Annotated in this window: 23 protein-coding genes, 1 tRNA gene and 1 riboswitch; of the genes, 11 read left to right on the top strand and 13 right to left on the bottom strand. The window is 66.4% G+C overall.

The window, feature by feature from the left end; genetic code table 11:
* Positions 1–4 precede the first annotated feature (4 nt).
* Genes PAM7066_RS10905 through PAM7066_RS10895 form a run of 3 tightly spaced genes read left to right on the top strand, consistent with a single transcriptional unit; the run spans position 5 to position 3,151 of the window.
* On the top strand, positions 5–1,522 hold the full coding sequence (locus PAM7066_RS10905) for a UxaA family hydrolase (protein WP_085854192.1): 1,518 nt from the start codon (positions 5–7) through the stop codon (positions 1,520–1,522).
* A gap of 24 nt (positions 1,523–1,546) precedes the next feature.
* Positions 1,547–2,272, top strand: coding sequence for an SDR family oxidoreductase (locus tag PAM7066_RS10900; RefSeq protein WP_085854191.1), 726 nt, complete (start codon positions 1,547–1,549; stop codon positions 2,270–2,272).
* 21 nt (positions 2,273–2,293) lie between these two features.
* A complete protein-coding gene (locus PAM7066_RS10895) occupies positions 2,294–3,151 on the top strand; it encodes a fumarylacetoacetate hydrolase family protein (RefSeq protein ID WP_085854190.1) in 858 nt (285 codons plus the stop codon).
* Between the two features lie 327 nt (positions 3,152–3,478).
* On the opposite strand, the gene PAM7066_RS10890 is transcribed toward PAM7066_RS10895, so the two are convergent.
* Together PAM7066_RS10890 and PAM7066_RS10885 are read right to left on the bottom strand one after the other, a co-directional pair.
* Positions 3,479–3,555, bottom strand: a tRNA-Arg gene (locus tag PAM7066_RS10890).
* 58 nt (positions 3,556–3,613) lie between these two features.
* Complete coding sequence (locus PAM7066_RS10885) at positions 3,614–3,961, bottom strand: hypothetical protein (protein ID WP_085854189.1); 348 nt, start codon at positions 3,959–3,961, stop codon at positions 3,614–3,616.
* Between the two features lie 161 nt (positions 3,962–4,122).
* On the opposite strand from PAM7066_RS10885, the gene PAM7066_RS10880 reads away from it, so the two are divergent.
* On the top strand, positions 4,123–5,097 hold the full coding sequence (locus PAM7066_RS10880; protein ID WP_085854217.1) for a glutathione S-transferase family protein: 975 nt from the start codon (positions 4,123–4,125) through the stop codon (positions 5,095–5,097).
* Positions 5,098–5,434: 337 nt separating this feature from the next.
* Entirely contained in the window at positions 5,435–6,634 is a 1,200-nt protein-coding gene (locus tag PAM7066_RS10875) for a lytic murein transglycosylase (protein WP_085854188.1), read from the top strand.
* Positions 6,635–6,650: 16 nt separating this feature from the next.
* Here PAM7066_RS10875 and PAM7066_RS10870 read toward each other — a convergent pair whose 3' ends face one another.
* On the bottom strand, positions 6,651–6,866 hold the full coding sequence (locus tag PAM7066_RS10870; RefSeq protein ID WP_085854187.1) for a zinc-finger domain-containing protein: 216 nt from the start codon (positions 6,864–6,866) through the stop codon (positions 6,651–6,653).
* A 95-nt stretch (positions 6,867–6,961) separates the two neighbouring features.
* Here PAM7066_RS10870 and PAM7066_RS10865 point away from each other — a divergent pair, with 95 nt between their 5' ends.
* A complete protein-coding gene (locus PAM7066_RS10865) occupies positions 6,962–7,906 on the top strand; it encodes an ABC transporter ATP-binding protein (protein WP_245749657.1) in 945 nt (314 codons plus the stop codon).
* A gap of 69 nt (positions 7,907–7,975) precedes the next feature.
* Positions 7,976–8,374 carry a SpoIIAA family protein gene (locus tag PAM7066_RS10860; RefSeq protein WP_085854185.1) on the top strand — a complete coding sequence of 133 codons (399 nt, stop codon included), beginning with the start codon at positions 7,976–7,978 and terminating at the stop codon, positions 8,372–8,374.
* Here PAM7066_RS10860 and PAM7066_RS10855 read toward each other — a convergent pair.
* A complete protein-coding gene (locus PAM7066_RS10855; protein WP_085854184.1) occupies positions 8,371–8,751 on the bottom strand; it encodes an HIT domain-containing protein in 381 nt (126 codons plus the stop codon). The two genes, PAM7066_RS10860 and PAM7066_RS10855, sit on opposite strands and share 4 nt — an antisense overlap.
* A 14-nt stretch (positions 8,752–8,765) precedes the next feature.
* On the bottom strand, positions 8,766–10,343 hold the full coding sequence (locus tag PAM7066_RS10850; RefSeq protein WP_085854183.1) for a DUF5928 domain-containing protein: 1,578 nt from the start codon (positions 10,341–10,343) through the stop codon (positions 8,766–8,768).
* A gap of 121 nt (positions 10,344–10,464) precedes the next feature.
* Between PAM7066_RS10850 and PAM7066_RS10845 the strand changes: the two genes are divergently transcribed.
* Positions 10,465–11,280 carry a sulfotransferase family protein gene (locus tag PAM7066_RS10845; protein WP_085854182.1) on the top strand — a complete coding sequence of 272 codons (816 nt, stop codon included), beginning with the start codon at positions 10,465–10,467 and terminating at the stop codon, positions 11,278–11,280.
* Here the strand turns inward: PAM7066_RS10845 and PAM7066_RS10840 are convergent.
* Positions 11,277–11,828 (bottom strand): DUF1523 family protein, encoded by a 552-nt coding sequence (locus PAM7066_RS10840; RefSeq protein ID WP_175484622.1) that lies wholly within the window; start codon positions 11,826–11,828, stop codon positions 11,277–11,279. The genes PAM7066_RS10845 and PAM7066_RS10840 overlap by 4 nt on opposite strands.
* Before the next feature lie 114 nt (positions 11,829–11,942).
* Here PAM7066_RS10840 and PAM7066_RS10835 point away from each other — a divergent pair, with 114 nt between their 5' ends.
* Entirely contained in the window at positions 11,943–12,956 is a 1,014-nt protein-coding gene (locus tag PAM7066_RS10835; RefSeq protein ID WP_085854180.1) for a P1 family peptidase, read from the top strand.
* Here PAM7066_RS10835 and PAM7066_RS10830 read toward each other — a convergent pair.
* From PAM7066_RS10830 to metZ, 4 genes are all read right to left on the bottom strand, one after another.
* Positions 12,920–14,368 (bottom strand): TrkH family potassium uptake protein, encoded by a 1,449-nt coding sequence (locus PAM7066_RS10830; protein ID WP_085854179.1) that lies wholly within the window; start codon positions 14,366–14,368, stop codon positions 12,920–12,922. The two genes, PAM7066_RS10835 and PAM7066_RS10830, sit on opposite strands and share 37 nt — an antisense overlap.
* 33 nt (positions 14,369–14,401) lie before the next feature.
* A complete protein-coding gene (locus tag PAM7066_RS10825; RefSeq protein ID WP_085854178.1) occupies positions 14,402–14,995 on the bottom strand; it encodes a GNAT family N-acetyltransferase in 594 nt (197 codons plus the stop codon).
* Positions 14,995–16,092: a GTP cyclohydrolase FolE2 gene (folE2, locus tag PAM7066_RS10820; protein WP_085854177.1), complete on the bottom strand. Its 1,098-nt coding sequence runs from the start codon at positions 16,090–16,092 to the stop codon at positions 14,995–14,997. The genes PAM7066_RS10825 and folE2 overlap by 1 nt, the downstream gene beginning before the upstream one ends.
* 93 nt (positions 16,093–16,185) lie before the next feature.
* Positions 16,186–17,367 carry an O-succinylhomoserine sulfhydrylase gene (gene metZ, locus PAM7066_RS10815; RefSeq protein WP_085854176.1) on the bottom strand — a complete coding sequence of 394 codons (1,182 nt, stop codon included), beginning with the start codon at positions 17,365–17,367 and terminating at the stop codon, positions 16,186–16,188.
* A gap of 41 nt (positions 17,368–17,408) precedes the next feature.
* A riboswitch (SAM riboswitch) is annotated at positions 17,409–17,487 on the bottom strand.
* A 125-nt stretch (positions 17,488–17,612) separates the two neighbouring features.
* On the opposite strand from metZ, the gene PAM7066_RS10810 reads away from it, so the two are divergent.
* The gene (locus tag PAM7066_RS10810; RefSeq protein ID WP_085854175.1) at positions 17,613–18,524 is read left to right on the top strand and encodes an alpha/beta hydrolase; all 912 of its coding nucleotides are present in this window, start codon (positions 17,613–17,615) and stop codon (positions 18,522–18,524) included.
* 1 nt (position 18,525) lies between these two features.
* Here the strand turns inward: PAM7066_RS10810 and PAM7066_RS10805 are convergent, their stop codons facing one another.
* On the bottom strand, positions 18,526–19,113 hold the full coding sequence (locus PAM7066_RS10805) for an inner membrane-spanning protein YciB (protein WP_085854174.1): 588 nt from the start codon (positions 19,111–19,113) through the stop codon (positions 18,526–18,528).
* 196 nt (positions 19,114–19,309) lie between these two features.
* On the opposite strand from PAM7066_RS10805, the gene PAM7066_RS10800 reads away from it, so the two are divergent.
* Positions 19,310–19,798 carry an MgtC/SapB family protein gene (locus PAM7066_RS10800; RefSeq protein WP_085854173.1) on the top strand — a complete coding sequence of 163 codons (489 nt, stop codon included), beginning with the start codon at positions 19,310–19,312 and terminating at the stop codon, positions 19,796–19,798.
* A 6-nt stretch (positions 19,799–19,804) separates the two neighbouring features.
* Here PAM7066_RS10800 and PAM7066_RS10795 read toward each other — a convergent pair whose 3' ends face one another.
* Together PAM7066_RS10795 and ftsY are read right to left on the bottom strand one after the other, a co-directional pair.
* Complete coding sequence (locus tag PAM7066_RS10795) at positions 19,805–20,206, bottom strand: GNAT family N-acetyltransferase (RefSeq protein ID WP_085854172.1); 402 nt, start codon at positions 20,204–20,206, stop codon at positions 19,805–19,807.
* On the bottom strand, positions 20,203–21,396 hold the full coding sequence (gene ftsY / locus PAM7066_RS10790; RefSeq protein WP_085854171.1) for a signal recognition particle-docking protein FtsY: 1,194 nt from the start codon (positions 21,394–21,396) through the stop codon (positions 20,203–20,205). The genes PAM7066_RS10795 and ftsY overlap by 4 nt, the downstream gene beginning before the upstream one ends.
* Positions 21,397–21,447 lie beyond the last annotated feature (51 nt).

The following is a 21,447-nucleotide window of genomic DNA, read 5'->3' as shown; positions in this document are numbered from 1 at the left end:
ACCCATGACCAACCAACCCTTCGCACTTCGTCTCAACGACGCCGACAACATCCTCATCGCGCTGCGAACGGTGCCCGAAGGAACCGTGCTGCCCTTCGACGTGGTCGCGCGCGAGAAGATCCCTGCCGGCCACAAGATCGCGCTGAGCCCGATCGCGACAGGCGAGAACGTCCTGAAATACGGGCAGATCATCGGCACCGCCACGGCCGACATCGCACCGGGGGCGCATGTCCATGTGCAGAATCTCGGCATGGGCGCGCACAAGCGCGACTACGGTTTCGGCACCGCCGCGAAGGACCTGCCGCCAGCTGACGAGACCGCCACGTTCCGGGGCTTCCACCGGCCATCGGGCCGCGTCGGCACCCGCAATTTCATCGGCATCCTGACATCGGTGAACTGCGCAGGGTCGGTCGCGCGCTTCATCGCCGAGGGCGCAGCGCGCGAGGCGCTGCTTGCGGACTTCCCCAATGTGGACGGCATCGTGCCCATCGTGCATGGCACGGGCTGCGGGATGTCCGGCAAGGGCGAAGGCTACGACACGCTGTTCCGCACCCTCGCCGGCTACGGCCACAACCCGAATTTCGGCGCAATCCTGATGGTCGGGCTGGGCTGCGAGGTCATGCAGATCCCCGACCTGATCGACCACAAGGCGCTGAAGGACAGCGCCCGCTTCCGCTACATGACCATCCAGCACCAGGGCGGCACGCGGGCGACGGTGGACAAGGGCGTCGCACTCCTGCGCGAACTGGCCGCCGAAGCGAACAAGGCAGAGCGCGAGGATACCCCGGCCGCCCGTCTTGTGCTGGGGATGCAGTGCGGAGGCTCGGACGGATACTCGGGCATCACCGCGAACCCGGCGCTGGGGGTGGCCTCGGACCTTCTGGTGCGGCACGGCGGCACCTCGATCCTGTCGGAAACCTCGGAGATCTACGGCGCCGAGCACCTGCTCACCCGCCGGGCCGTCGACGTCCCCACGGGGCGCAAGCTGATCGACCTGATCGAATGGTGGGAGGATTACACCGCCCGCAACTTCGGCGAGATGGACAACAACCCCTCGCCCGGCAACAAGCGCGGCGGGTTGACTACCATCCTCGAGAAGTCGCTCGGCGCAGTGGCCAAGGGGGGGGCTGCGCCACTTGCCGGCGTCTACAAATACGCCGAGCCCATCGACCAGCCCGGCTTCGTCTTCATGGACAGCCCCGGCTACGATCCCTGCTCGGTCACCGGGCAAACCGCGTCGGGAGCGAACCTCATCGCGTTCACCACGGGCCGCGGCAGCGTCTCTGGCTATCAGCCCGTACCTTCGGTCAAGATCGCCTCGAACCCGGACCTCTGGGCGAGGATGCACAACGACATGGACGTCAATTGCGGCGATATCCTCGACGGGGTGACGCTCGAGGACAAGGGCCGCGAGATCTTCGACCTGCTGCTGCGCGTCGCCTCGGGCGAGGAAACCAAGAGCGAGGCACAGGGCTTCGGCGCGGTGGAATTCGTGCCCTGGCAAATCGGCGCAGTGATGTGATGCGCGCCCATCAAGGAGACACTCATGGCATTTGACCTTTCGGGCCGCACCGTTCTCGTGACGGCCGCGGCGCAGGGCATCGGCCGCGCCAGTGCCGAGGCATTCGCCCGAGCCGGCGCCCGCGTGATCGCGACCGACATCAACGAAGCCGGGCTGACCGGCCTCACAGGCTGCGAGACCGCGCGACTCGACGTGCTCGACCCGGCTTCGGTCGCCGCGGTCTGCGAAGGTGCCGGCGCGGTCGACGTGCTCTTCAACTGTGCCGGGATCGTCCACGGCGGCACCGTGCTCGACTGCAGCGACGACGAGCTCGACTTCGCGTTCGACCTCAACGTGAAGGCGATGGTCCGGATGATCCGCGTCACCCTGCCCGGCATGATCGAGCGTGGCTCGGGGGCGATCATCAACATGTCCTCGGTCGCATCTTCGGTGAAGGGCGTGCCGAACCGGTTCGTCTACGGGACCACGAAGGCGGCCGTTCTGGGCCTGACCAAGGCGATTGCCGCCGACTACGTATCCCAGGGCATCCGCTGCAATGCGATCTGTCCCGGGACGGTTCAATCTCCGTCTCTCGACCAGCGCCTGACCGACACGGGCGACTACGATGCCGCACGCGCCGCTTTCGTCGCCCGCCAACCCATGGGGCGCATTGCCGACGCCGAAGAGATCGCCGACCTTGCCGTCTATCTCGCCGCCGCGACCTACACCACCGGTCAGGCGCATTGCATCGACGGCGGCTGGACCATCTGACATCAAGAGAGGAACCCGAAGATGAAGCTACTGCGATACGGCACAAGAGGCGCGGAAAAGCCCGGACTTCTCCACGAGGACGGCACGATCCGCGATCTTTCGGGCCTGATCGACGACCTGGCGGGCGACGCGCTGTTCCCCGAAAGCCTCGCGCGGCTCGCCGACCAGGATGCCTCCAGCCTGCCGGTGGTCGAGGGCAACCCGCGGCTCGGCCCGCCGGTATCGGGGACGGGCAAGTTCATCTGCATCGGCCTGAACTATGCCGATCACGCCGCCGAAAGCGGCATGGACGTGCCGCCGGAGCCGGTGATCTTCATGAAGGCGACCTCGGCCATCTGCGGTCCGAACGACCCGATCATCATCCCGCGCGGCTCGGAAAAGACCGACTGGGAGGTCGAGCTTGCGGTAATCATCGGCAAGCCGGCGAAATACGTCACCGAGGAAGAGGCGATGAACCACGTCGCTGGCTACGCGGTGACCAACGACGTATCGGAACGGGCGTTCCAGGCCGAGCGGGCAGGCCAGTGGACCAAGGGCAAGAGCTGCGACAATTTCGGACAGATCGGCCCGTGGCTGGTCACGAAGGACGAGATCGCCGACCCGCAGAACCTCGCCATGTCGCTGTCAGTCAACGGCGAGACCATGCAGGACGGCTCGTCGAAGACCATGGTCTACGGTGTCGGGTTCCTCGTCCACTACCTCAGCCAGTTCATGACGCTGCATCCGGGCGACGTGATCTCGACCGGAACGCCCCCGGGCGTCGGGCTGGGGATGAAGCCGCCGCGTTATCTGAAGGCGGGCGATGTTGTGGAGTTGAGCATCGAAGGCCTCGGTCACCAGCGCCAGGACGTGATCGCCGATTCACAGTCCCCTAGCTGAACCAGGCAGCTCCAACGACAGATCGCGCCCGCAGGCCAGCGGGCGCGACCAGAGGCTACCGGGTCGGGCCGGGTGCGGCCCTTTCGTTCACGAAGGCAACATGGCCCTCGGAGCGGCGCCCATCGAAGGCGAGGCGTCGAGCCGCCATCGATCCGATCCCGATGCGCCAATCCGCTCCATCACTTGCAGCGGAGAGTTTGTCTTCGGAAGAAGGCAAGGCTTCATCCGGCGGACAGACGCCCGAAGATTGCGTAGATCGTTTGACCTCGTGTGTCGAAACACGCGGAGCTAAATAATCGCAAATTGAACCATCAATTCGGAAGGAAGTGGCGCGCTGGGGAGGATTCGAACCCCCGACCCTCTGATTCGTAGTCAGATACTCTATCCAACTGAGCTACCAGCGCGTGGAGCCGTCACCTATCCCCCTGCGCTTCGGTTCGCAAGAGGCTACGGCAACTTTTCTCAAAGTCCTTGGCGGGCACGGTCCGGCGACGGGAGAAACGCGACGGGATCGGGGTCAGGGGCGTAGTCGCGCGGCGGCCCGTCGGCGTGGCGTGTCAGACGTTTGAAGTGGAACCTGTGCTCCCCCGCCTCGATCGCGTCGGAACAGAGAAGCACCGACGCTATATGCCGCTCGCCCTGGTAGAGATCCGCGAGCCCCGGCACGCCCCGGCTGTCGTCCAGCTTGATGGACAGGCCCTTCTCCGACAGCCGCTCGACCGGGGCCGATCGCGTGCCCCAGACCAGGCGGTAGCGGGGGTTCGGTGTGCCGGCGGCCCTCGGATCGTCGGCGTGGATCTCCCAAGACATTTTCTCTCTCCCTAAGCCGCGCCACAACGTGGACGCAGGCGACATGCCTTCAACAAGGATCATACGACAAGTTCACGACAAAATCACGCGGCATCGTGGCGTGGATGGCCGCTCGCAAAGATGCTCCTATGTGGTTCTCCGAGAAGATCGAAAGGACCGACATGGGCAAGCTGATCGACGGCGTCTGGCGCGACGTCTGGTACGACACCGACGCGACCGGCGGCGAGTTCCAGCGCTCCGCGCAGGAGTTCCGCAACTGGCTCACACCCGACGGCAGCGCCGGCCCGAGCGGCGAGGGAGGCTTCCCGGCCGAGCCCGACCGCTACCACCTCTATGTCTCCTACGCCTGCCCTTGGGCCAACCGGGCGCTGTTCTTCCGAAAGTTGAAGGGGCTGGAGCCCTTCATCGATGTCTCGGTCGTACATCCCGAAATGCTGGCCGAAGGGTGGGAATTCCGCACCGACTTCGACGGCGCGACCGGCGACCGCCTCTACGGCCTGCCCTACCTGCGCGACGTATACCTGCGCGCCGAGCCAAAGATGACCGGCCGCGTCACCGTGCCGGTGCTGTGGGACCTCAAGCAAGAGGCTGTCGTCTCGAACGAGTCCGCCGACATCATCCGCATGTTCAACTCGGCCTTCGACGACCTGACCGGGAATCGCGACGACTACTGTCCCGAAGAGCTCCGCGAGCGGATCGACGAGATCAACGCGCGGGTCTACGACACCGTGAACAACGGGGTCTACAAGGCCGGCTTCGCGACGAGTCAGAAGGCCTATGACCGCGCCGCCCACGAGTTGTTCGACTCGCTCGACTGGCTCGAGGGGATCCTCGCAGAGAACCGCTATCTGGTCGGGGATCGGATCACCGAAGCGGACTGGCGGCTCTTCTCGACGCTGGTCCGGTTCGACCTCGTCTACCACACGCACTTCAAGTGCAACCGCAACTTCCTGCGCGAGTATCCGAACCTCTGGGGCTACACGCGCGAACTCTACCAATGGCCGGGCATCGCCGAGGAGGTTCAGTTCGACCATTTCGTCCGCCACTACCACTACAGTCACGAGATGGTGAACCCGCATAGGATCATTCCCATAAACCCCGTCCTCGATTGGAACGCGCCGCACGGGCGCGGCTGACCGCTCGCCTGCCTCGACGGGACGGATCGCCTCCGGCGGGAGTATTTCAGGCAGGATGAATTCCGGGTCCGCCCCGGCCGGGCGGCGCACTGCGCGGTCCAGCCGGCGCTTCACCCTGCACGGCCATCGGCTCTCCAGCCTGTCCCGCACGAACAAGCTCGCGCATTTACCTTAACGCGCGATTAGCGCCTTCATCCTGCCATGAAATGCGCCGGGGAAGCCGCCGCAGGTCGCGGAACAGAGCCGCCCCGAGGGCACGATCTCGCGAGGATCGCTTGCCCCCGGCGCCGGGCTCTATATCCCTGAGGTCGAGATGTGCGCCGACCCAGGAGACTTCATGAAACCAGTCCTTTCCGCCCTGCTCCTCTGTCTGGCCGCCGCACCCGTTGCGGCGGCGACCGAACGCGAGGGTGAGATCATCGTGCCCTGCGGCGGTGATTTCGCCGCCTTCACCGACGCGATGGAGCAAGCCGCCGTCCAGCGCGGCGCCGACCCGGCCGCCGCGGCACAGTTCTTTTCCGGCGTGCGCCAGGATCAGGACACGATCGATGCCGACCGGCGCCAGGGCGTCTTCAACCTGCCCTTCGTCGAGTTCGCGCAGCGCCTGATTTCGCAAAGCCGCATGGACCGTGGCCAGCAAAACGCGGATCGCTACGCGGACGTATTCAACCGGATCGAGCAGACCTACGGCGTGCCACGAGGCGTCCTCATGGCCTTCTGGGCCTTCGAGACGGATTACGGCGCGGTGCAGGGCGACTTCAACACCGTCGATTCCCTCGTGACCCTCAGCCATGACTGCCGCCGACCCGAGCTGTTCCAGCCGCAGGTGATGGCGGCGCTCGAGCTCTACGAGCGTGGCGACCTCGATCCGCGCAGCACCACGGGTGCCTGGGCCGGAGAGATCGGGCAGGTCCAGATGCTGCCCGTGGACATCCTGCTCAACGGCGTGGACGGAGACGGCGACGGGCAAGTGACGCTCAAGACCTCGACGCCCGACGCGCTCATGTCCGGGGCGAAGATGCTGTCGGACCTGGGTTGGCGCCCGAACGAGCCGTGGCTGGAAGAGGTGTCGGTGCCGGCGAGCTTCCCGTGGGAGGAAGCCGGACTTGAGACCACGAAGCCCGCCGAGGAATGGGCGCGGATGGGTGTCACGGCGCGGGATGGGTCGATCGACCGGCCGGACCTGCCGGCCTCGCTGATCCTGCCGCAGGGCAAGGATGGCCCGGCCTTCCTCGCCTATCCGAACTTCTCGGTCCTGTTCGAGTGGAACCAGTCCTTCACCTACGTGCTGACCGCCGCCTATTTCGGAACGCGTCTCGAGGGGGCTCCGATCTTCGACGTGGGCAACCCGTCGCCGCCGCTGTCCGACGCCCAGATGAAAGACCTGCAGCAGAAGCTCCAGGCGCGCGGGCACGACGTGGGCGACGTGGACGGCATCCTGGGCGCCGGCACCCGCGCGGCCGTCCGGGCCGAGCAGGCGCGGCTTGGCATGCCGGTGGATGCCTGGCCGACGACGGCGCTGCTGAACGCGCTCTGATGCGAGGCGGGCGGGCTCAGTGCCCGTCCGCACCCTCGGCAAGCACGAAGCGCTTGTCGCAATAGCCGCATTCGACCCACCCACGCTCTTCCGGGATCTGCAGCCAGACCCGCGGGTGGGTCATGTCGCCATCGCAAGAGACGCGCAGCGTCGTGACATGGACGGTCTCGGGCGCGTCGTATACGCCGGTGGGGGGCAACGGGCCTTGGTTGTCGACCGGTTTCTCGGACATGCGGGGATCCTTCACAACTTGCCCGGGGATGTCCCGGGTCTAGGTCGGGCGGCATGATAACCGCGGTGCATCGCGGGACAAGGGCAGGAGAGCACGTGGGACACAATGCCATCGAGATCGAGGGCCTGACGAAGACCTACGCCCCCATCAAGGGACAGCCCGCGAAGGACGCGCTGAAGTCGGTCGACCTGACGATTCCGCGCGGGTCGATCTTCGGCCTTCTCGGCCCGAACGGGGCGGGGAAGTCCACGCTCATCAACATCCTAGCGGGGCTGGTGACCAAGACCTCGGGCTCCGTCAGCATCTGGGGCTTCGATCAGGACGTGAACCCCCGCCAGAGCCGCGCGGCCATCGGCGTGATGCCGCAGGAGCTGAACCTCGACCCGTTCTTCACCCCGCGCGGCAGCCTCGACGTGCAGGCCGGGCTTTACGGCGTGCCGCGGTCGGAACGGCGGACCGACGAGATCCTGGAGATGATCGGCCTCGCCGACAAGGGCGACGCCTATGCCCGCGCGCTGTCGGGCGGGATGCGGCGGCGTCTTCTGCTGGGCAAGGCGCTGGTGCACGACCCGCAGATCCTCGTACTGGACGAGCCCACGGCCGGCGTGGACATCGAGCTGCGCCAGATGCTGTGGCAGAACGTCCGGCGGCTGAACGAGGCGGGCAAGACGATCATCCTGACCACCCACTACCTCGAAGAGGCCGAAGAGATGTGCGACGAGATCGCCATCATCCACCACGGCGAGGTTCTGGTCCGGGACACGACCCAGCGGCTGATCAGCCGGGTCGACGCCAAGACGCTGGTGATCGAGCCAGAGGGCACGGTGCCCGAAACCGTCGCGCTGCCCGAGGGGGTCGAGATGGAGCGGCGCAGGAACGGCAGGATCGCGTTCACCTATGCCAAGACGCGGACCCGGCCCGGCGACATCCTTGCCGCGCTGCGCGAGGCCGGCATCGTGATCGCCGATGTCTCGATCGAGGAACCCAAGCTGGAGGACGTGTTCCTCAACCTTACCCGCACGCCGACGCAGGCGGCCTGACCCCCCCCCCCCCCGGAACCCGGGCCCGGCCGAGCGCATTTCCTCGATCCCGGACCGAGGAGCGTTTCCATGTTTGCCAATTCCAGTATCCGCGAGGTTCCGCATGACGGCGAGGACCTCTTCGCCTTCCGCATCGTGGGCGAGGTCACACGCGTCGACATGGAAGAGATGTCCCGCTACATGGACGCGCAGTTCAAGACGCACGACAAGGTGTCGATGCTTCTGATCTTCGACCCGTACAAGGGCGCGCAGAGCGGCGCGACGCTCAGTTGGGACGTCCTCAAGACGCGGGTGAAGTCGCTGACCAAGGTCGACAGATACGTGGTGGTCAACGCCCCCGAGCACGCCAAGAGCAAGATCAAGACCATGGGCAGCCTGATCCCGGTCGAGGCGATGACCTTCGACGACGAGGCCGAGGCGTGGGCCTATCTCGGCGCCACGCCCCGCGACACCGGCCCCGTCGCCTAGGCGTCCGGCACCATCGCGCCAAGGGGACGGCCGCCCAGGATGTGCAGGTGGTAATGCGGCACCTCCTGCAGGCCGTGAGGGCCGGCGTTGCCGATCACCCGGTACCCGCTCCCGCCTGCGCCCGGCGCAAGACCCTTGTCTGCTATGATGCGGGCCGTGACCCGGACGAAATCCAGGATCTCGGCGTCTGTGGCCCTGGAGTGGAAATGGTCGTGATTGACGTAGGAGCCCTTCGGGACGACCAGCACGTGAACCGGCGCCTTTGGTCCGATGTCGTTGAAGGCGAGCGTGTGCTCGGTCTCGACCACGGTGTCGTTCGGGATCTCTCCTCGCAGGATCTTGGCGAAGATGTTCTGGTCGTCGTACTTGTAGGGCATGGGGCCTCCCGGCTTCAGTCGGAGAAGAGATAGGGGATTTCCAGGACACGTCCCGCGGTCTCGGCATCGATCGCCAGAAATTTCGCGACGGCATCGGACCAGGCCTCTGGCGGCATGCCTTCGCGAAGCTGTCCGACAGCGGCGAGACCGGCTTCCCGGATCGCCTGATGCTCGAACGCGATATCCGCGCGCAGCGTCGGCGCAAGGCGCGCGAAGGTCTCGTCGGACGCATCGGGCGCCGCAAGACCCATGCGGGCCGCGTGGCCGCGGAGGTAGGCATCCGAGAAACCGCACTCGAGTTCGAGGATCCGCGTCTCGCACCGGTCGGCTGCGAAATCCTCGATCAGGGCGAGGTCCGATGGATCGACGCAGATCACCAGCCGGTCGGTGTCGAAGTGATCCATCAGCAGACGAAGAAGCGCGCGGCGGTGCCTGTGGCGCTTGGTCAGCGTGGTTTCGATTCCGCCGAGATCGGGGAACCCCTCTTCTACCTCGTTGAAGAGGTACCCCACGGCCGGAATGCCGGCCTCTGCCTGGATGCGCGCGGCAAGCCGCTTGGCCACGTGCCACTTCTTGCAGATCAGGATCATCAGCTCGCGCCCGGCTCCAAGGCTTGCGTCACGCTCCCAGAAGCGCGGCGCGAACCGGCGTCCGACCCGCCCCCGCTCGGTCAGGTAGGCATGGACGCGCCGCCCCTCGCCCGTCATGGCGAACTCGGTCCTGTCCTCGGCATAGACTTCGCCCAGGCGCTTTTTCAGTTCCATCGCGTCAGAGCTGATCTTGCGCGCGAACAGATACTCCTGGCCCAGCAACAGGTCGAAATGGTCGTTATAGAAGGTCACCGGCATCCCGTAGTCGGAAAAGACCAGGAAGGTCGGCGTGCGGTTCCGGATCTCCGCCTTGGGCACGAGGTGGCGGACGAGCGTCTGGAAGAAGGTTTCGTCGGGGATCCATGTCGTCCGAAAGAACCGCATCACGTCACGGCGCGCGCGGCAGAAGGCCAGCAGCGCCTCGACGGTCGAACGCCGCAGGCACCACCATTGCGACCCGATCATCACCCTGAGATCGGCCGGCACCGTTCGCGTCACGCCCAGCCGTTTCTGCGCCTCGTAGGTGAGATAGAACAACCGTTTCTGCGTGCGCTCGTTGAACGGGTGGCGGTAGATCAGCCGTTCCTCCTTGAAGCCGGTCTTGATCCAGTCGCTTTCGAAGAAGTCGTGCCCTTCGATGTAGTCCACGGGCGCGCTGTCGAGGAATGCGTGGCAGTACGCGGCCGACTTGATCGGCATGCAGTCGCCCGAGAGCAGGTAGAAATGCGTCGCTCGCGGGAAATCCTCGACCGCTGCCTCCAGCGCCGCAAGGGTCGCGGCCACGAGGCTCCATGCGCCCCAGCCGCATCTGAGCCGTTCCCGGGCGAAGGCGACGTTGGGGTTGTCCTGCAATTCGGATCGAATTCGAGCGAAATCGGCCGCATGCGCACGGCGATCGAAATGGATCGAAATGAAGTCACCTTGCGAGGTCAGACGCCTCGCCTGGGCGATCACCGCGTCGGGATCCTTGTGGCACAGAAGGAGATACGCGATCTTCGCCATTCGGATGCACAGCTCGCATGGGGCAACAGTCCGGCCCTGATACCGCAAAGAGCGATTGCGAAAACAGGTGTTTCTTTGCAAGTTTCCGGTAGATGGCGGGGGCCTGTCTGGAGTTGAACGAATGGGGTTTCCCGGAACCTGGATGACGCCGAGCGAAAGCGCCCTGTACCGCGTCGTCCCGAAATGCGCCTGCTCGACCATCGGTCAGATCATGTATTTCTCGGACCATGGCACGTTCTTCGACGGCGACATCCATGACGCCTCCGAAGGCCTGCACAAATGGGCGCAGGAGGATAGCCAAGCCCCTATCACCCGCGCGGTGACATCGCGGGACGTCTACGCCTTCACCTGCGTGCGCAATCCCTACACGCGCGTCCTGTCGTCGTTCTTCGACAAGATCTGCGGCATCCAGCGCAACGGCAAGCGCTACCGCGGCAATCTCGTGCCCCTCCTGGTCCAGAAATACGGGATCGAGGTCGGCGGACCCGACGGCAAGGAAGAGTTCGACCAGGTCGCCTCGTTCCGCAGGTTTCTGCTGTTCGTCCGCGACACGATCCGGTGGCGCAAGCCGATGGACCCCGACATCCACTGGTCTGCCACCAGCGGCCATGTCTCGACCTTCATTGCCAATGGCGGACGCTATGACCGCATCTTCTGGACCGAGCGGTTCAACGACGGGATGCAGAGCGTGCTCGACGCTGTCGACACGCCCCACTCGGTCGATCTGGAATCGATGCCCCGCTTCAACGAATCCGAAAGCCACGGTCCTAGGCGCGCCCACCCGGTCGAGGCCTATTTCGACGATCTCTCCATGCACCTGATGTGGGAGATCTATCACCGCGACTTCCGGCTCTTCCGCTACGATTTCGAGAATCCGGCCAACAAGATGCCCACGGCCGAGATCGACCTCGACGAGGTTCACGCCAAGCTCGCCTAGCCCCGTCGATCGAAAAGCGGCCGGACCGTGTTCCGCCAGAACAGCTGCCCGACCCGGATCAGAACCCCGCCCAGCACGGCGAGGCCCAGCAGGATGACCATCGCGCGCCACGGGAAGGTGCTGACGTCCGGACCTTCGGCGCGGCGGATCGTGGTGGCGTTCGGGAACGCCGACAGAAGCCGCGAGCGCCAGCCATAGTGCCGCACTACCACCCAGACCGGCGCCTCTCGCGTGGACGAGAGGTCGGCGGCGCGGGCCTGCAGGTCGGCGCTGTCGAACTTGAAGTAGAACGGCCAGCCCCAGCCGGTGTCCTCGTTTCGATAGACCATCGGATCGCCGTCGGCATCGACCGTCTCGATGAACCGCACGTCGGTTGTGCCGTCCGCGCCGGTCGCGCCCGCGTAGAAGATCGCGTTCGCTCCGAAATCCATCCGGCGGACATCGGTGTTCACGATCCGCACCACGTCGGATTGCGGCAGCACATAGTGCAGCACCGCGAACACGACGATCATCAGGATGGCGAGGAGGATCAGTCTCAGTCGTCTCATTCGTGGCACCTTCCGCTCATCGCCTCCCCCGTATCGCAACTGAGGCGCCACGGCGCCACCTCCTTTCGCCGCCCCGGGGTTGCCGGATCCCCGGCCCCGACCCATTCTGCCCACATGAGACCCGGCCCGCGCAACCTGATCACCGACGTCCCCGGCCTGAGGGTCGGCCATGCCCGCAACACGGTGGTGAAGTCCGGCGTGACCGTCCTGCTGGGCGAGGACCGGCTGACTGCGGGCGTCCACGTCATGGGCGGTGCCCCCGGCACGCGCGAGACGGACCTGCTGGCCCCCGACAAGCTGGTGGTCAAGGTCGATGCGCTGGTGCTGTCGGGCGGCTCGGCCTTCGGGCTCGCCGCCGCCGACGGGGTGATGGACGGCCTGCGCCGCATGGGACGCGGGTTCGAGGTGAACGGGCACGTCGTGCCGATCGTGCCGGCGGCGATCCTCTACGACCTCGATGCGGGCGGCGACCACGGCTGGTCGGACAGCCCCTATCCCTGCGTGGGCCGGCAGGCGCTCGAGGCGGCAGCGGTCGAGTTCGAGCTTGGCTCGGTCGGCGCCGGTACCGGGGCCATCGCCGGCAGGCTGAAGGGCGGGATCGGCTCGGCTTCGGTGGTGCTCGACAACGGCTACCACGTCGGCGCGCTCGTCGCGGCGAACCCGGTCGGCGGCACCTGCTGCCCCGAGACCGGTCGCTTCTGGGCCGCTCCGTTCGAACTGAACGACGAGTTCGGCGGCCTGGGCGCACCGCAGCGCGCGGCGGTCGAGACCAAGGTCGCCCTGCCCGGAACCGCGACAACGCTGGCCATCGTTGCCACCGACGCCACGCTGGACAAGGCCGCGGCGACGCGGCTCGCCATCGCCGCGCATGACGGGCTGGCCCGCGCCATCCTGCCCGCCCACACGCCCTTCGACGGCGACCTGGTGTTCGTCGCCGCGACGAACTCCCGACCGCCCCCCGACGCGGCGGCACTCGCACTGATCGGCCACGCCGGCGCCACGTGCCTCAGTCGCGCCATCGCCCGCGCCGTTTGGCACGCCACCCCCGCGATCGCGGACCCGGTGCCGACCTGGGCCGCGCGCTTCGGCGATCAGTTGCGCCAGAACGCCGCAGTGAACAGGACGTAGACGACCATCAACTCGAGGCGCCCCACCAGCATTCCGATCATGCACAGCCACTTCGCCGCATCGCTCAGGGGCGCGAAGTTGCCCGCGGGGCCGATCGTGTCACCAAGGCCGGGGCCGATATTCCCGATTGCCGTCGCAGCCCCCGACAACGCCGTCACGAGATCCAGCCCGGTCATCGCGAGCGCGACCGACAGCACCCCGAGCGAAACGACGAACAGCACGAAGAACGCCATGACCGAGGCCAGCACTTCCTCGGACACGCGCCGATCCTCGTACCTGGGGTAGAACATCCCGTGCGGAGAATGGATGCGCCGCACCTGCGCCCAGATGGCCGAGGCGAGGATCTGGTAACGGAAGATCTTGACCGAGCAGCAGGTGGACCCCGCGCAGCCCCCGATCAGGCCGATGAAGAAGAACAGCACCATCGCGAAGGTGCCCCAGAGCTGGTAGTCCACGCTGGCATAGCCCGTCCCCGAGATGATCGAGGTTACGTTGAACAGCGCCTCGCGGAACGACTCTTCGGGGCCCCGTTCGTCCGCGATGACCTGAAAGCCCGACAGGACGACCACCGCGATGGTGATCACCGCCATATAGGCCCGAACCTGCGCGTCCCTCAGGATCGGCCGCGCCGTCCCCGCGACCAGTTGGATGTATCGCACGAAGGGCAGGCTCGCGAGGATCATGAAGGCGCTCGCGAAATACTCGGGCAGGCCCTGGAAGGCGCCGAAGCTCAGGTCCGTGGTCGAGAAGCCGCCGGTCGAGATCGTCGTCAGCGCGTGGTTGATCGCCTCGAAGCTGGTCATCCCGAGGGTCAGGTAGCTGAGAAAGCAGACCAGTGTCAGGATCACGTAGATCCAGCTGATCTGACTGGCGATCTCGGCCGCGCGGGGCAGGATCTTTCCCATCGTGTCGAAGGCTTCCGAGCGGAAGATCTGCATCCCCCCGACCCGAAGCTCGGGCAGGAAGACCATGGCGACGATGATGATCCCGATCCCGCCGAACCATTGCATCATCGAACGCCACAGCAGGATGCCCTCGGGCATGTCGTCGAGCCCGACGAACACGGTCGAGCCCGTCGTCGTGAAGCCCGACATCGCCTCGAACAAGGCGTCGGTCGGCGTCGCCTGGACGGGCGAGAACAGGAACGGGATCGCGCCGAAAAGCGGCAGCATCACCCAGACGAGGGTCGTCAGAAGGAATGTCTGCTGCAAGGTCAGGCGGGTCGTGTCGAGGTTGGCGGTCGCCAGCGCAACGACACCGCCCATCAGACTCGTGACCGCCGCCGCGTTGAGAAAGACGCCCCAATGGCCGTTCCTCGCGAAGAGGTCGATCATCATCGGCACGAGCATCGACGCCCCGAGGGCAGCGACCAGCAAGCCGATGACATGTGCAACTGGTCGCGGATCGATCATGGACGTGACGCTTGTCGCCGGCCGTCGCGGCTGTCAAGCCACGACGGGCTCGGGCTCGAGCGCCCATGCGCGGCGGACGGCATCCCCGGCATGCGTATCGGGATACGTCGCCGGATCGGGATGGACCGGCAGATCGAAATATCGCGTCGTGCCATCAAGGAAACTCGACGCGCCAAGTTGGCGCAACATGCGCGCCATGCCCTCGTTCCTGACATGGACCACTGCGTCTAACCTGCGGATCCCGACCGTGGCCGCCCGCTGCAGGAGACGCCCGAGGATCAATGATCCGAGCCCCTTCTGCTGGTACGGGTCGATCACCGTCAGCGCCAATTCCGCCCGGTCAAGCGCCGTCGGAGCCCGGAAGAAGTGCCCGATCCCGGCCGGAACCAGCGTCTCGCTGTCCTCGACGAGCGCGCCGATAGCTTCGTGGTTGGTGTGGTCGGGATGGGTGAACGTCTCGATGTCGCGCGCCTCGAGCCGCTCGATCGCCCGCAGGAACCGGAACACCCGGCTTTGCGGGGAGAGCCGCGCGAACCCGGCGACCAGGGCGTCGGCGTCCCCCGGAACCAGGTCTCGAAGCAGCGCCGTCCTGCCGTCGCGAAGCGTGGTGCGGACTTCGCGTCCCATCAGCCCGCGTGGACGAGGGTCTGCAGGTGCCGCGGGTCGATGCTGATCGCGTCGAAGGTTTCGCCCTCGGTCAGGATGCTGACCGCATCGTGGCTGTGCAGGCTTTCCTGGTGGCTGGCGACGATGCGGAAATCGCCGATGCGCGGATCGGCCTCGCAGGCATGGGCAAAAAGCCGCGCGGCGTCCTCGACGAAGATCGGGTTGGCGGCGTTCAACTCGGCGAAGGCCTGCTCGTCCTCGCGCTTGACCATCACCTGCGTCTCGGTTGGCACCGCCCCGCGGCAGAGATCGACCATGTCCTCGACAAGAAGGTCCGCATCCGGCTCGACGACCACAGAGATCCGCGCGACCGAGCGCTGCGAATGCGGGGTGGCGAGTTGCCCGCGGGTCTGACGGGCGTGCTCGGACAGCTCAAGCGAGCAGGGGCAGGTCGAGGCATAGACATAGTCGAGATGTAGCACCCGCGTCCGCACCTCGCCCCGGTCGATCAGTTCGAGTGCGACATCGTAATATTGATAGCCCGACAGGCCCGAGCGCATGCTCTCGACCCGCAAAGGTTGTGAAAAGCGCATCTGGATGCGCGCGTCGAAGCTGTCCATGGACGCCTTGTAGCCGTCGACCGCCCTCTCGATGACGTCCAGCCCGAAGGTTTCGTCCACGTGCTCGTAGAAGCTGCGCATGATGCGGGACATGTTGATGCCCTTCTTCTCGGCCTCGAGGCTGACCGTGCCCGTCACCGACGTCTCCAGCATGGCCTCGCCCCCGTCGCGCAGCCGGTAGCGGATCGGCAGGCGGAAGTTCGAGATGCCGACATGCTGGATCGCCCGCCGCGCGCCTCGGATCAGGCTGGCGGGACCGTTCTGCAGATCGGGCATCCCGGCCACGTAGGCGGCATCCGCCTTGAAGGCTTCGGGATAGACGCGGTCGAGCACGGGGTAGCTGACCTCGTCCCCTTCGACGAGCAGGCGGAGCCGGGGATCGAGGTCGTTCAGTTCTGCGGCGTCAGCCGTCGCCGCCCAGTTGCGCAGGCGGGCGAGCAGATCTGCCGCCTCCTCGCGGGTGGCGGGCGTATCGAAGTCGCGCGGCTGAATGTTCATGACCTTTGGTCCCTTCACGAATTCGCCCTCTAGATAGGCATTCCCGTTCCCCGTTCCACGACCCTGCGTCAATTCCTCTCCACAAGCGCCATCTCAGACCGCGGCGAGCGCCGCCGTCAGATCGGCCAGCAGATCCTCGGGGTCTTCGAGCCCGACGGACAGACGAACAAGCCCCGGCCCGATCCCCAGATGGGCGCGCTGCTCGTCGGACAGGCGCGAATGGGTGGTCGTGGCCGGATGGGTGGCGATCGACTTCGCGTCGCCGAGGTTGTTCGAGATCGTCACGATCTCCAGCGCGTTCAGAAACCGGAACGCCGCGTCCCGCCCTCCGGCAATGTCCAGCGACAGGACCGTGCCGAAGCCGTTCATCTGCTCGCGCGCGACTTTGTGCTGCGCGTGCGACGGCAGACCCGGGAAGATCACGCGGGACAGCTTGGGGTGGTCGGCCAGCGCCTCGGCCAGTTGCTGCGCCGCCTGTGTCTGCGCGCGGACGCGCAGGTCCAGCGTCTCCATGCCCTTCAGCATGATCCAGGCGGTGAAGGGCGACATCGCGCCGCCGGTATGCTTGAGGTAGGGTTCCAGCGTCTTGCGGATGAACTCGCGCGTGCCGCAGATCGCCCCGCCGAGCGCGCGGCCCTGCCCGTCGATATGCTTCGTCGTCGAATAGACCACCACGTCGGCGCCAAGCTCGACCGCGCGAGTGTAGATCGGGGTGGCGAAGACATTGTCCACGATCACGGTTGCCCCGACCTCGTGCGCCAGTCCCGCGACGGCCTTCAGGTCGACCACCTCGAGCGCGGGGTTCGACACCATCTCCATGAAGACGGCCTTGGTGTCGGGACGGATCGCCTCGCGCCACTGGTCAAGGTCGGTGCCGTCTACGAACGTCACCTCGACCCCGAAGCGGGTCAGGATTTCCTCGACGATATAGAGGCACGAGCCGAACAGCGCCCGGGCCGAGACGACGTGATCCCCGGCCTTCAGCATCGACATCAGCGCGGCATTGACGGCCGCCATGCCGCTTGCGGCGGCAAAGCAGTCCTCGGTCCCTTCGACGGCGGCGAGGCGTTCCTCGAACATGCGGACCGTGGGATTGCCGTAGCGGGCGTAGATGAACTCGTCCTCGCCCAGCTTGTCGAAGCGGGCCTCGGCCTGCTCGGCCGTGTCGTAGACGAAGCCCTGGGTCAGGAAGATCGCCTCGCTGACTTCGCCGTACTGGCTGCGGCGGATTCCGTCATGGACCAGGCGGGTCCGGGTCTTTCTGTCGTTGCTCATGGGGTCATCGTTCCTTTCGCGTCTCGACCCACCGATGAAGGGACGGTCCGCGACCGACCTCTTTAGCGGAGTTTTTAACGTGGCCCGCAATCCGGTGAACAAATCGCCACGTGGAGTGCCGGGTAGGACTGATGCGTCCAATCGTCAAGTAACGTCACGTTTCCTTCATCCTCGCGTCACCGAGGGGTCGTAGCGGCCTGTGAGAACCGAGCTACCAGATATGGGGTCGGTCGCAGGAGCAGGTCATGCCGATTCTTGCCGTCAACGCAACGCTCGAAGGTGCCCTGGAAGGTCACGAGGCCGTCGCTCGCGCGCTGGCCCACCTTCCGACGACCGCACCGGTCGTCATCATGGTCCACGGCTTCAAGTACGACCCCCATTCGCCGTTGCACTCCCCCCACCGCCACCTCTTCGCAGCCGCGCCGGCCCGCAGCGGGGGGCGGGTCGCATCGTGGCCGGCGGGGCTGGGCGTCGGCGAAGGCGGGGCCGAGCCGCTTTGCATCGGGTTCGGCTGGCCGGGCCGCGGCTCGGCCTGGCGCGCGTGGCGGCAAAGCGCAGAAAGTGCGCGGCCGCTGGCCGGGCTGATCTCGGCCATCGCGGCACAGGGGCGGCGGGTGCATCTTCTGGCGCATTCGATGGGCGCGCGGGTCTGTCTGCAGGCCTTGGCCCAGGCACCCGCGGGATCGATCGACCGGGTCATCCTGATGACCGGCGCGGCACCCCGCGACGAGGCGTTGACGGCGCTTGCCTCGCCAGCCGGTCAAGATGCCGAGATCATCAACGTGACCAGCCGCGAGAACGACCTCTTTGACGCGCTGGTCGAGGCGCTGATGGGGTTCCGGGACGTGGCCATCGGGTCGGGGCTGGAGGTCGAGGACCGCCGCTGGCTGGACCTGCAGATCGACGCCGCGGACACTCGACGCGCTCTCGGGACGCTCGGCTACCCGATCGCGAAGCCCGAAACCACCGTCAGTCACTGGTCCGCCTATACCCGACCGGGCCTGCTGCACCTGTATCGCGCCCTGCTTGAGGATCACCGCCTGGCCTTCGGGCTGCTGCGCGCCCACCTTCCCACGCCCGAGGCCCGCTGGACCCGGATCGGCACGGCAATGGTGGCGCGCCTCATGCCGGGCCGCGCGACCGGGATCGTTCAGTAGCTCAGTCGCCCGACTGGGTGCCGTGGTCGCGGAACAGTTTGCCCTGCGTGACGAAGAACACGAAGATCGCCGCCGTCAGGCCGAACGTCTTGAAGTTCACCCACGCATCGGTGGACATCGTGCGCCAGACGATCTCGTTCAGCACCGCGAGGCCGAAGAAGAAGGCGCAGAAGCGGCGGGTCAGCTTCATCCAGCCTTCCTCGTCCAGCGGGATCGCCTCGCCCATGACCATGCGCAGGTAGCTTTTACCCTGCAGCAGGCCGGCGCCCAGGATGGCCCCGAAGATCAGGTAGATCAGCGTGGGCTTCATCTTGAAGAACCGCTCGTCGTTGAACCACACGGTCAGCCCGCCGAACACGACGACCAGCACCAGCGTCACGATCTGCATCTTCGACAGCTCGCCTGTCAGCCGCCACAGCAGGAACGTGGACAACGCGATCAACGGCACGAAGGCCGCCGTGATGAGGATGAACCCGGTATATTCCGTTCCGGCGATATCGAATGTCCGGTCGCGCAGCATCAGGTACGCCGCGAAGAACAGCACCACTGGGCCGATCTCGAGAATCGTCTTCAATCCGTTGCGCGACATGTCCGAAGCCTCATCCGCTGAATTCCACGATGACCGCACCTAGCGCGATCGGGGCCACGAGGGCCAGCCGCTTCGGTGCCGCACCCGCACCCCGCATCAACCAGCCGAGGAAGCCGCTGGCCCAGCCCTCCGCGGCGCCGGAACCGAAGCGCCCTCCCGCGTGTTCCGATGCCCAGCCACGTGGAGGACGTCATCGGTGTTCGACATCTTCGTAGACGAGTTCGCGACTCCGTTCTCCCAGGTCCCGGCGGTTGTTGCGGCCACGCGGCTGTTCGCGGCGATGACCTTCGGAGGGATCATCGGGTTTGAACGCGAGTGGCGGAACAAGGCAGCGGGCTTGCGCACGCACATGCTGGTGTCGATCGCCGCCTGCCTCTTCACCCTCGTCGGCCTCGAGATCAGCTCGTTGGAGTTCGGGGGCAACGATGACAAGCGGGTCGATCCGCTGCGCCTGATCGAGGCGACTACTGCCGGCGTGGCGTTCCTTGCCGCGGGGTTGATCTTTACCGCGGGCGGCAAGGTGAAGAACGTCACCACCGGCGCGTCCCTCTGGCTGGCCGGCGCGATCGGGCTGGCCTGCGGGGCAGGCCAGATGCCACTGGCCGCGATGGCGACGGTCATCGTCGTCATCGTCGTCGGAGTGGTCGGCCTTTTCGAGCGCCGGCACGACGAGGACGAGACGTGAACCAAGCTACGGCAGGCTGAACGCCATGCCGCCCCGGATTTCGAATCCCGCCCCCTTGTAGAGCGAATAGCTCCCCGGAACCGGAATTGCCGAGATGCTGCACGATCGCGGCAGCTCTTCCCGGCACCAGGCGACGAGCCGTTCCATGACCTCGCGCCCGATACCCTGCCCGCGCATGTTCGGCTCGACCATGAGGTCCACGAGCATCGCGGCCATCCCGCCGTCACCGACGATCCGCCCCATCGCCACAAGCCGCACACCGGATTTCGCCGTCACGCAATGAAGCGACCCCGCCAGCCCCTTGGCCGCCGCACCGGCGTTGAGACGGTCCAGCTCGCAGGATTGGCGCAGTTCGAGGAATTCGCCGACGATGGGCGTGTCGCCCTCTTTCCAGGTCAGCGCGCTCATCGGGTCAGCCCCGTCAAGGCGGCGGCGAATTCTTCGGGATCGAAGGGGGAAAGGTCGTCGATCTGCTCGCCCACGCCGATCGCATGGATCGGCAGGCCGAACCTGTCGGCCAGCGCCACGAGGACGCCCCCCCGCGCCGTCCCGTCGAGCTTGGTCATCACGAGGCCCGAAACATCGGCGATCTTCTGGAAGATCTCCACCTGGTTCAGCGCGTTCTGCCCCGTGGTCGCGTCGAGCACGAGAACTGTGTTGTGCGGCGCGGTTTCGTCGCGCTTGCGGATCACGCGGATGATCTTGGCCAGTTCCTCCATCAGGTCGGCACGGTTCTGCAAGCGGCCGGCGGTGTCGATCATCAGCAGGTCCGCCCCGTCCTCCTCGGCCTTCTTGTGCGCGTCATAGGCAAGGCTTGCCGGGTCGGTGCCTTGCGGGGCGGTCATCACCGGCACCCCGGCGCGATCACCCCAGACCTGCAACTGCTCGACCGCGGCAGCACGAAACGTGTCGCCCGCGGCGATCACCACCGACTTGCCGGCGGCATTGAACTGGCTGGCCAGCTTGCCGATCGTCGTTGTCTTGCCCGAGCCGTTCACGCCCACGACCAGCACGACCTGCGGCTTCTTGGCGTAAAGCGGCAGGGGCCGGGCGACCGGCTCCATGATGCGGGCGATCTCTTCGGCCAGCGCCTCCTTGATCTCCTGGGTCGAGACGCGGCGACCATAGCGCCCCTCGGCCAGGTTGGCGGTGACGCGGGCGGCGGTCTGGACCCCCATATCGGCGGTGATGAGCAGGTCCTCGAGGCTTTCGAGCATGTCGTCGTCCAGCGGACGGCGCACGACCGGGGCCGCAGACTGCCTGCCGAAGACCCGCCCCAGAAGACCGCCCGTATTCGGTTGGCCGGGGGGGGTGTCGTCCGGGATCTCGACCGGCACCGGGCCTTGGGGAACCTCGGACGGCGCGGGATCGGGCACTTCTTGCGGTCGCGGCGTCGGATCGGGGTCCTGCGGCGCGGGGAACGGCTCGGGCGCGGGGTCGGGTCGGGGCTCCGGCTTCGGCGGCTCAGGCGCGGCGGGGGGTTCCGGCGCGTCGGGCTCCGACAGCGCGCCGCCCTCCTCCACGATCGCGTCGAGCCCTTCTTCGAGCTGCGAAGACGACTTGAAGAGCTTGGACTTCAGCTTGTTGAAAAACGACATGGACGGGCTCTCCTTCCCCGCCCATCTAGGACGAATGGCGCCGACGTGAAA

It is taken from the genome of Palleronia marisminoris (assembly GCF_900172315.1).
Classification (GTDB): Bacteria; Pseudomonadota; Alphaproteobacteria; order Rhodobacterales; family Rhodobacteraceae; genus Palleronia; species Palleronia marisminoris.
The sequence above is the reverse complement of the archived record's forward strand: the minus strand, read 5'-3'. Positions and strand labels throughout refer to the sequence as shown.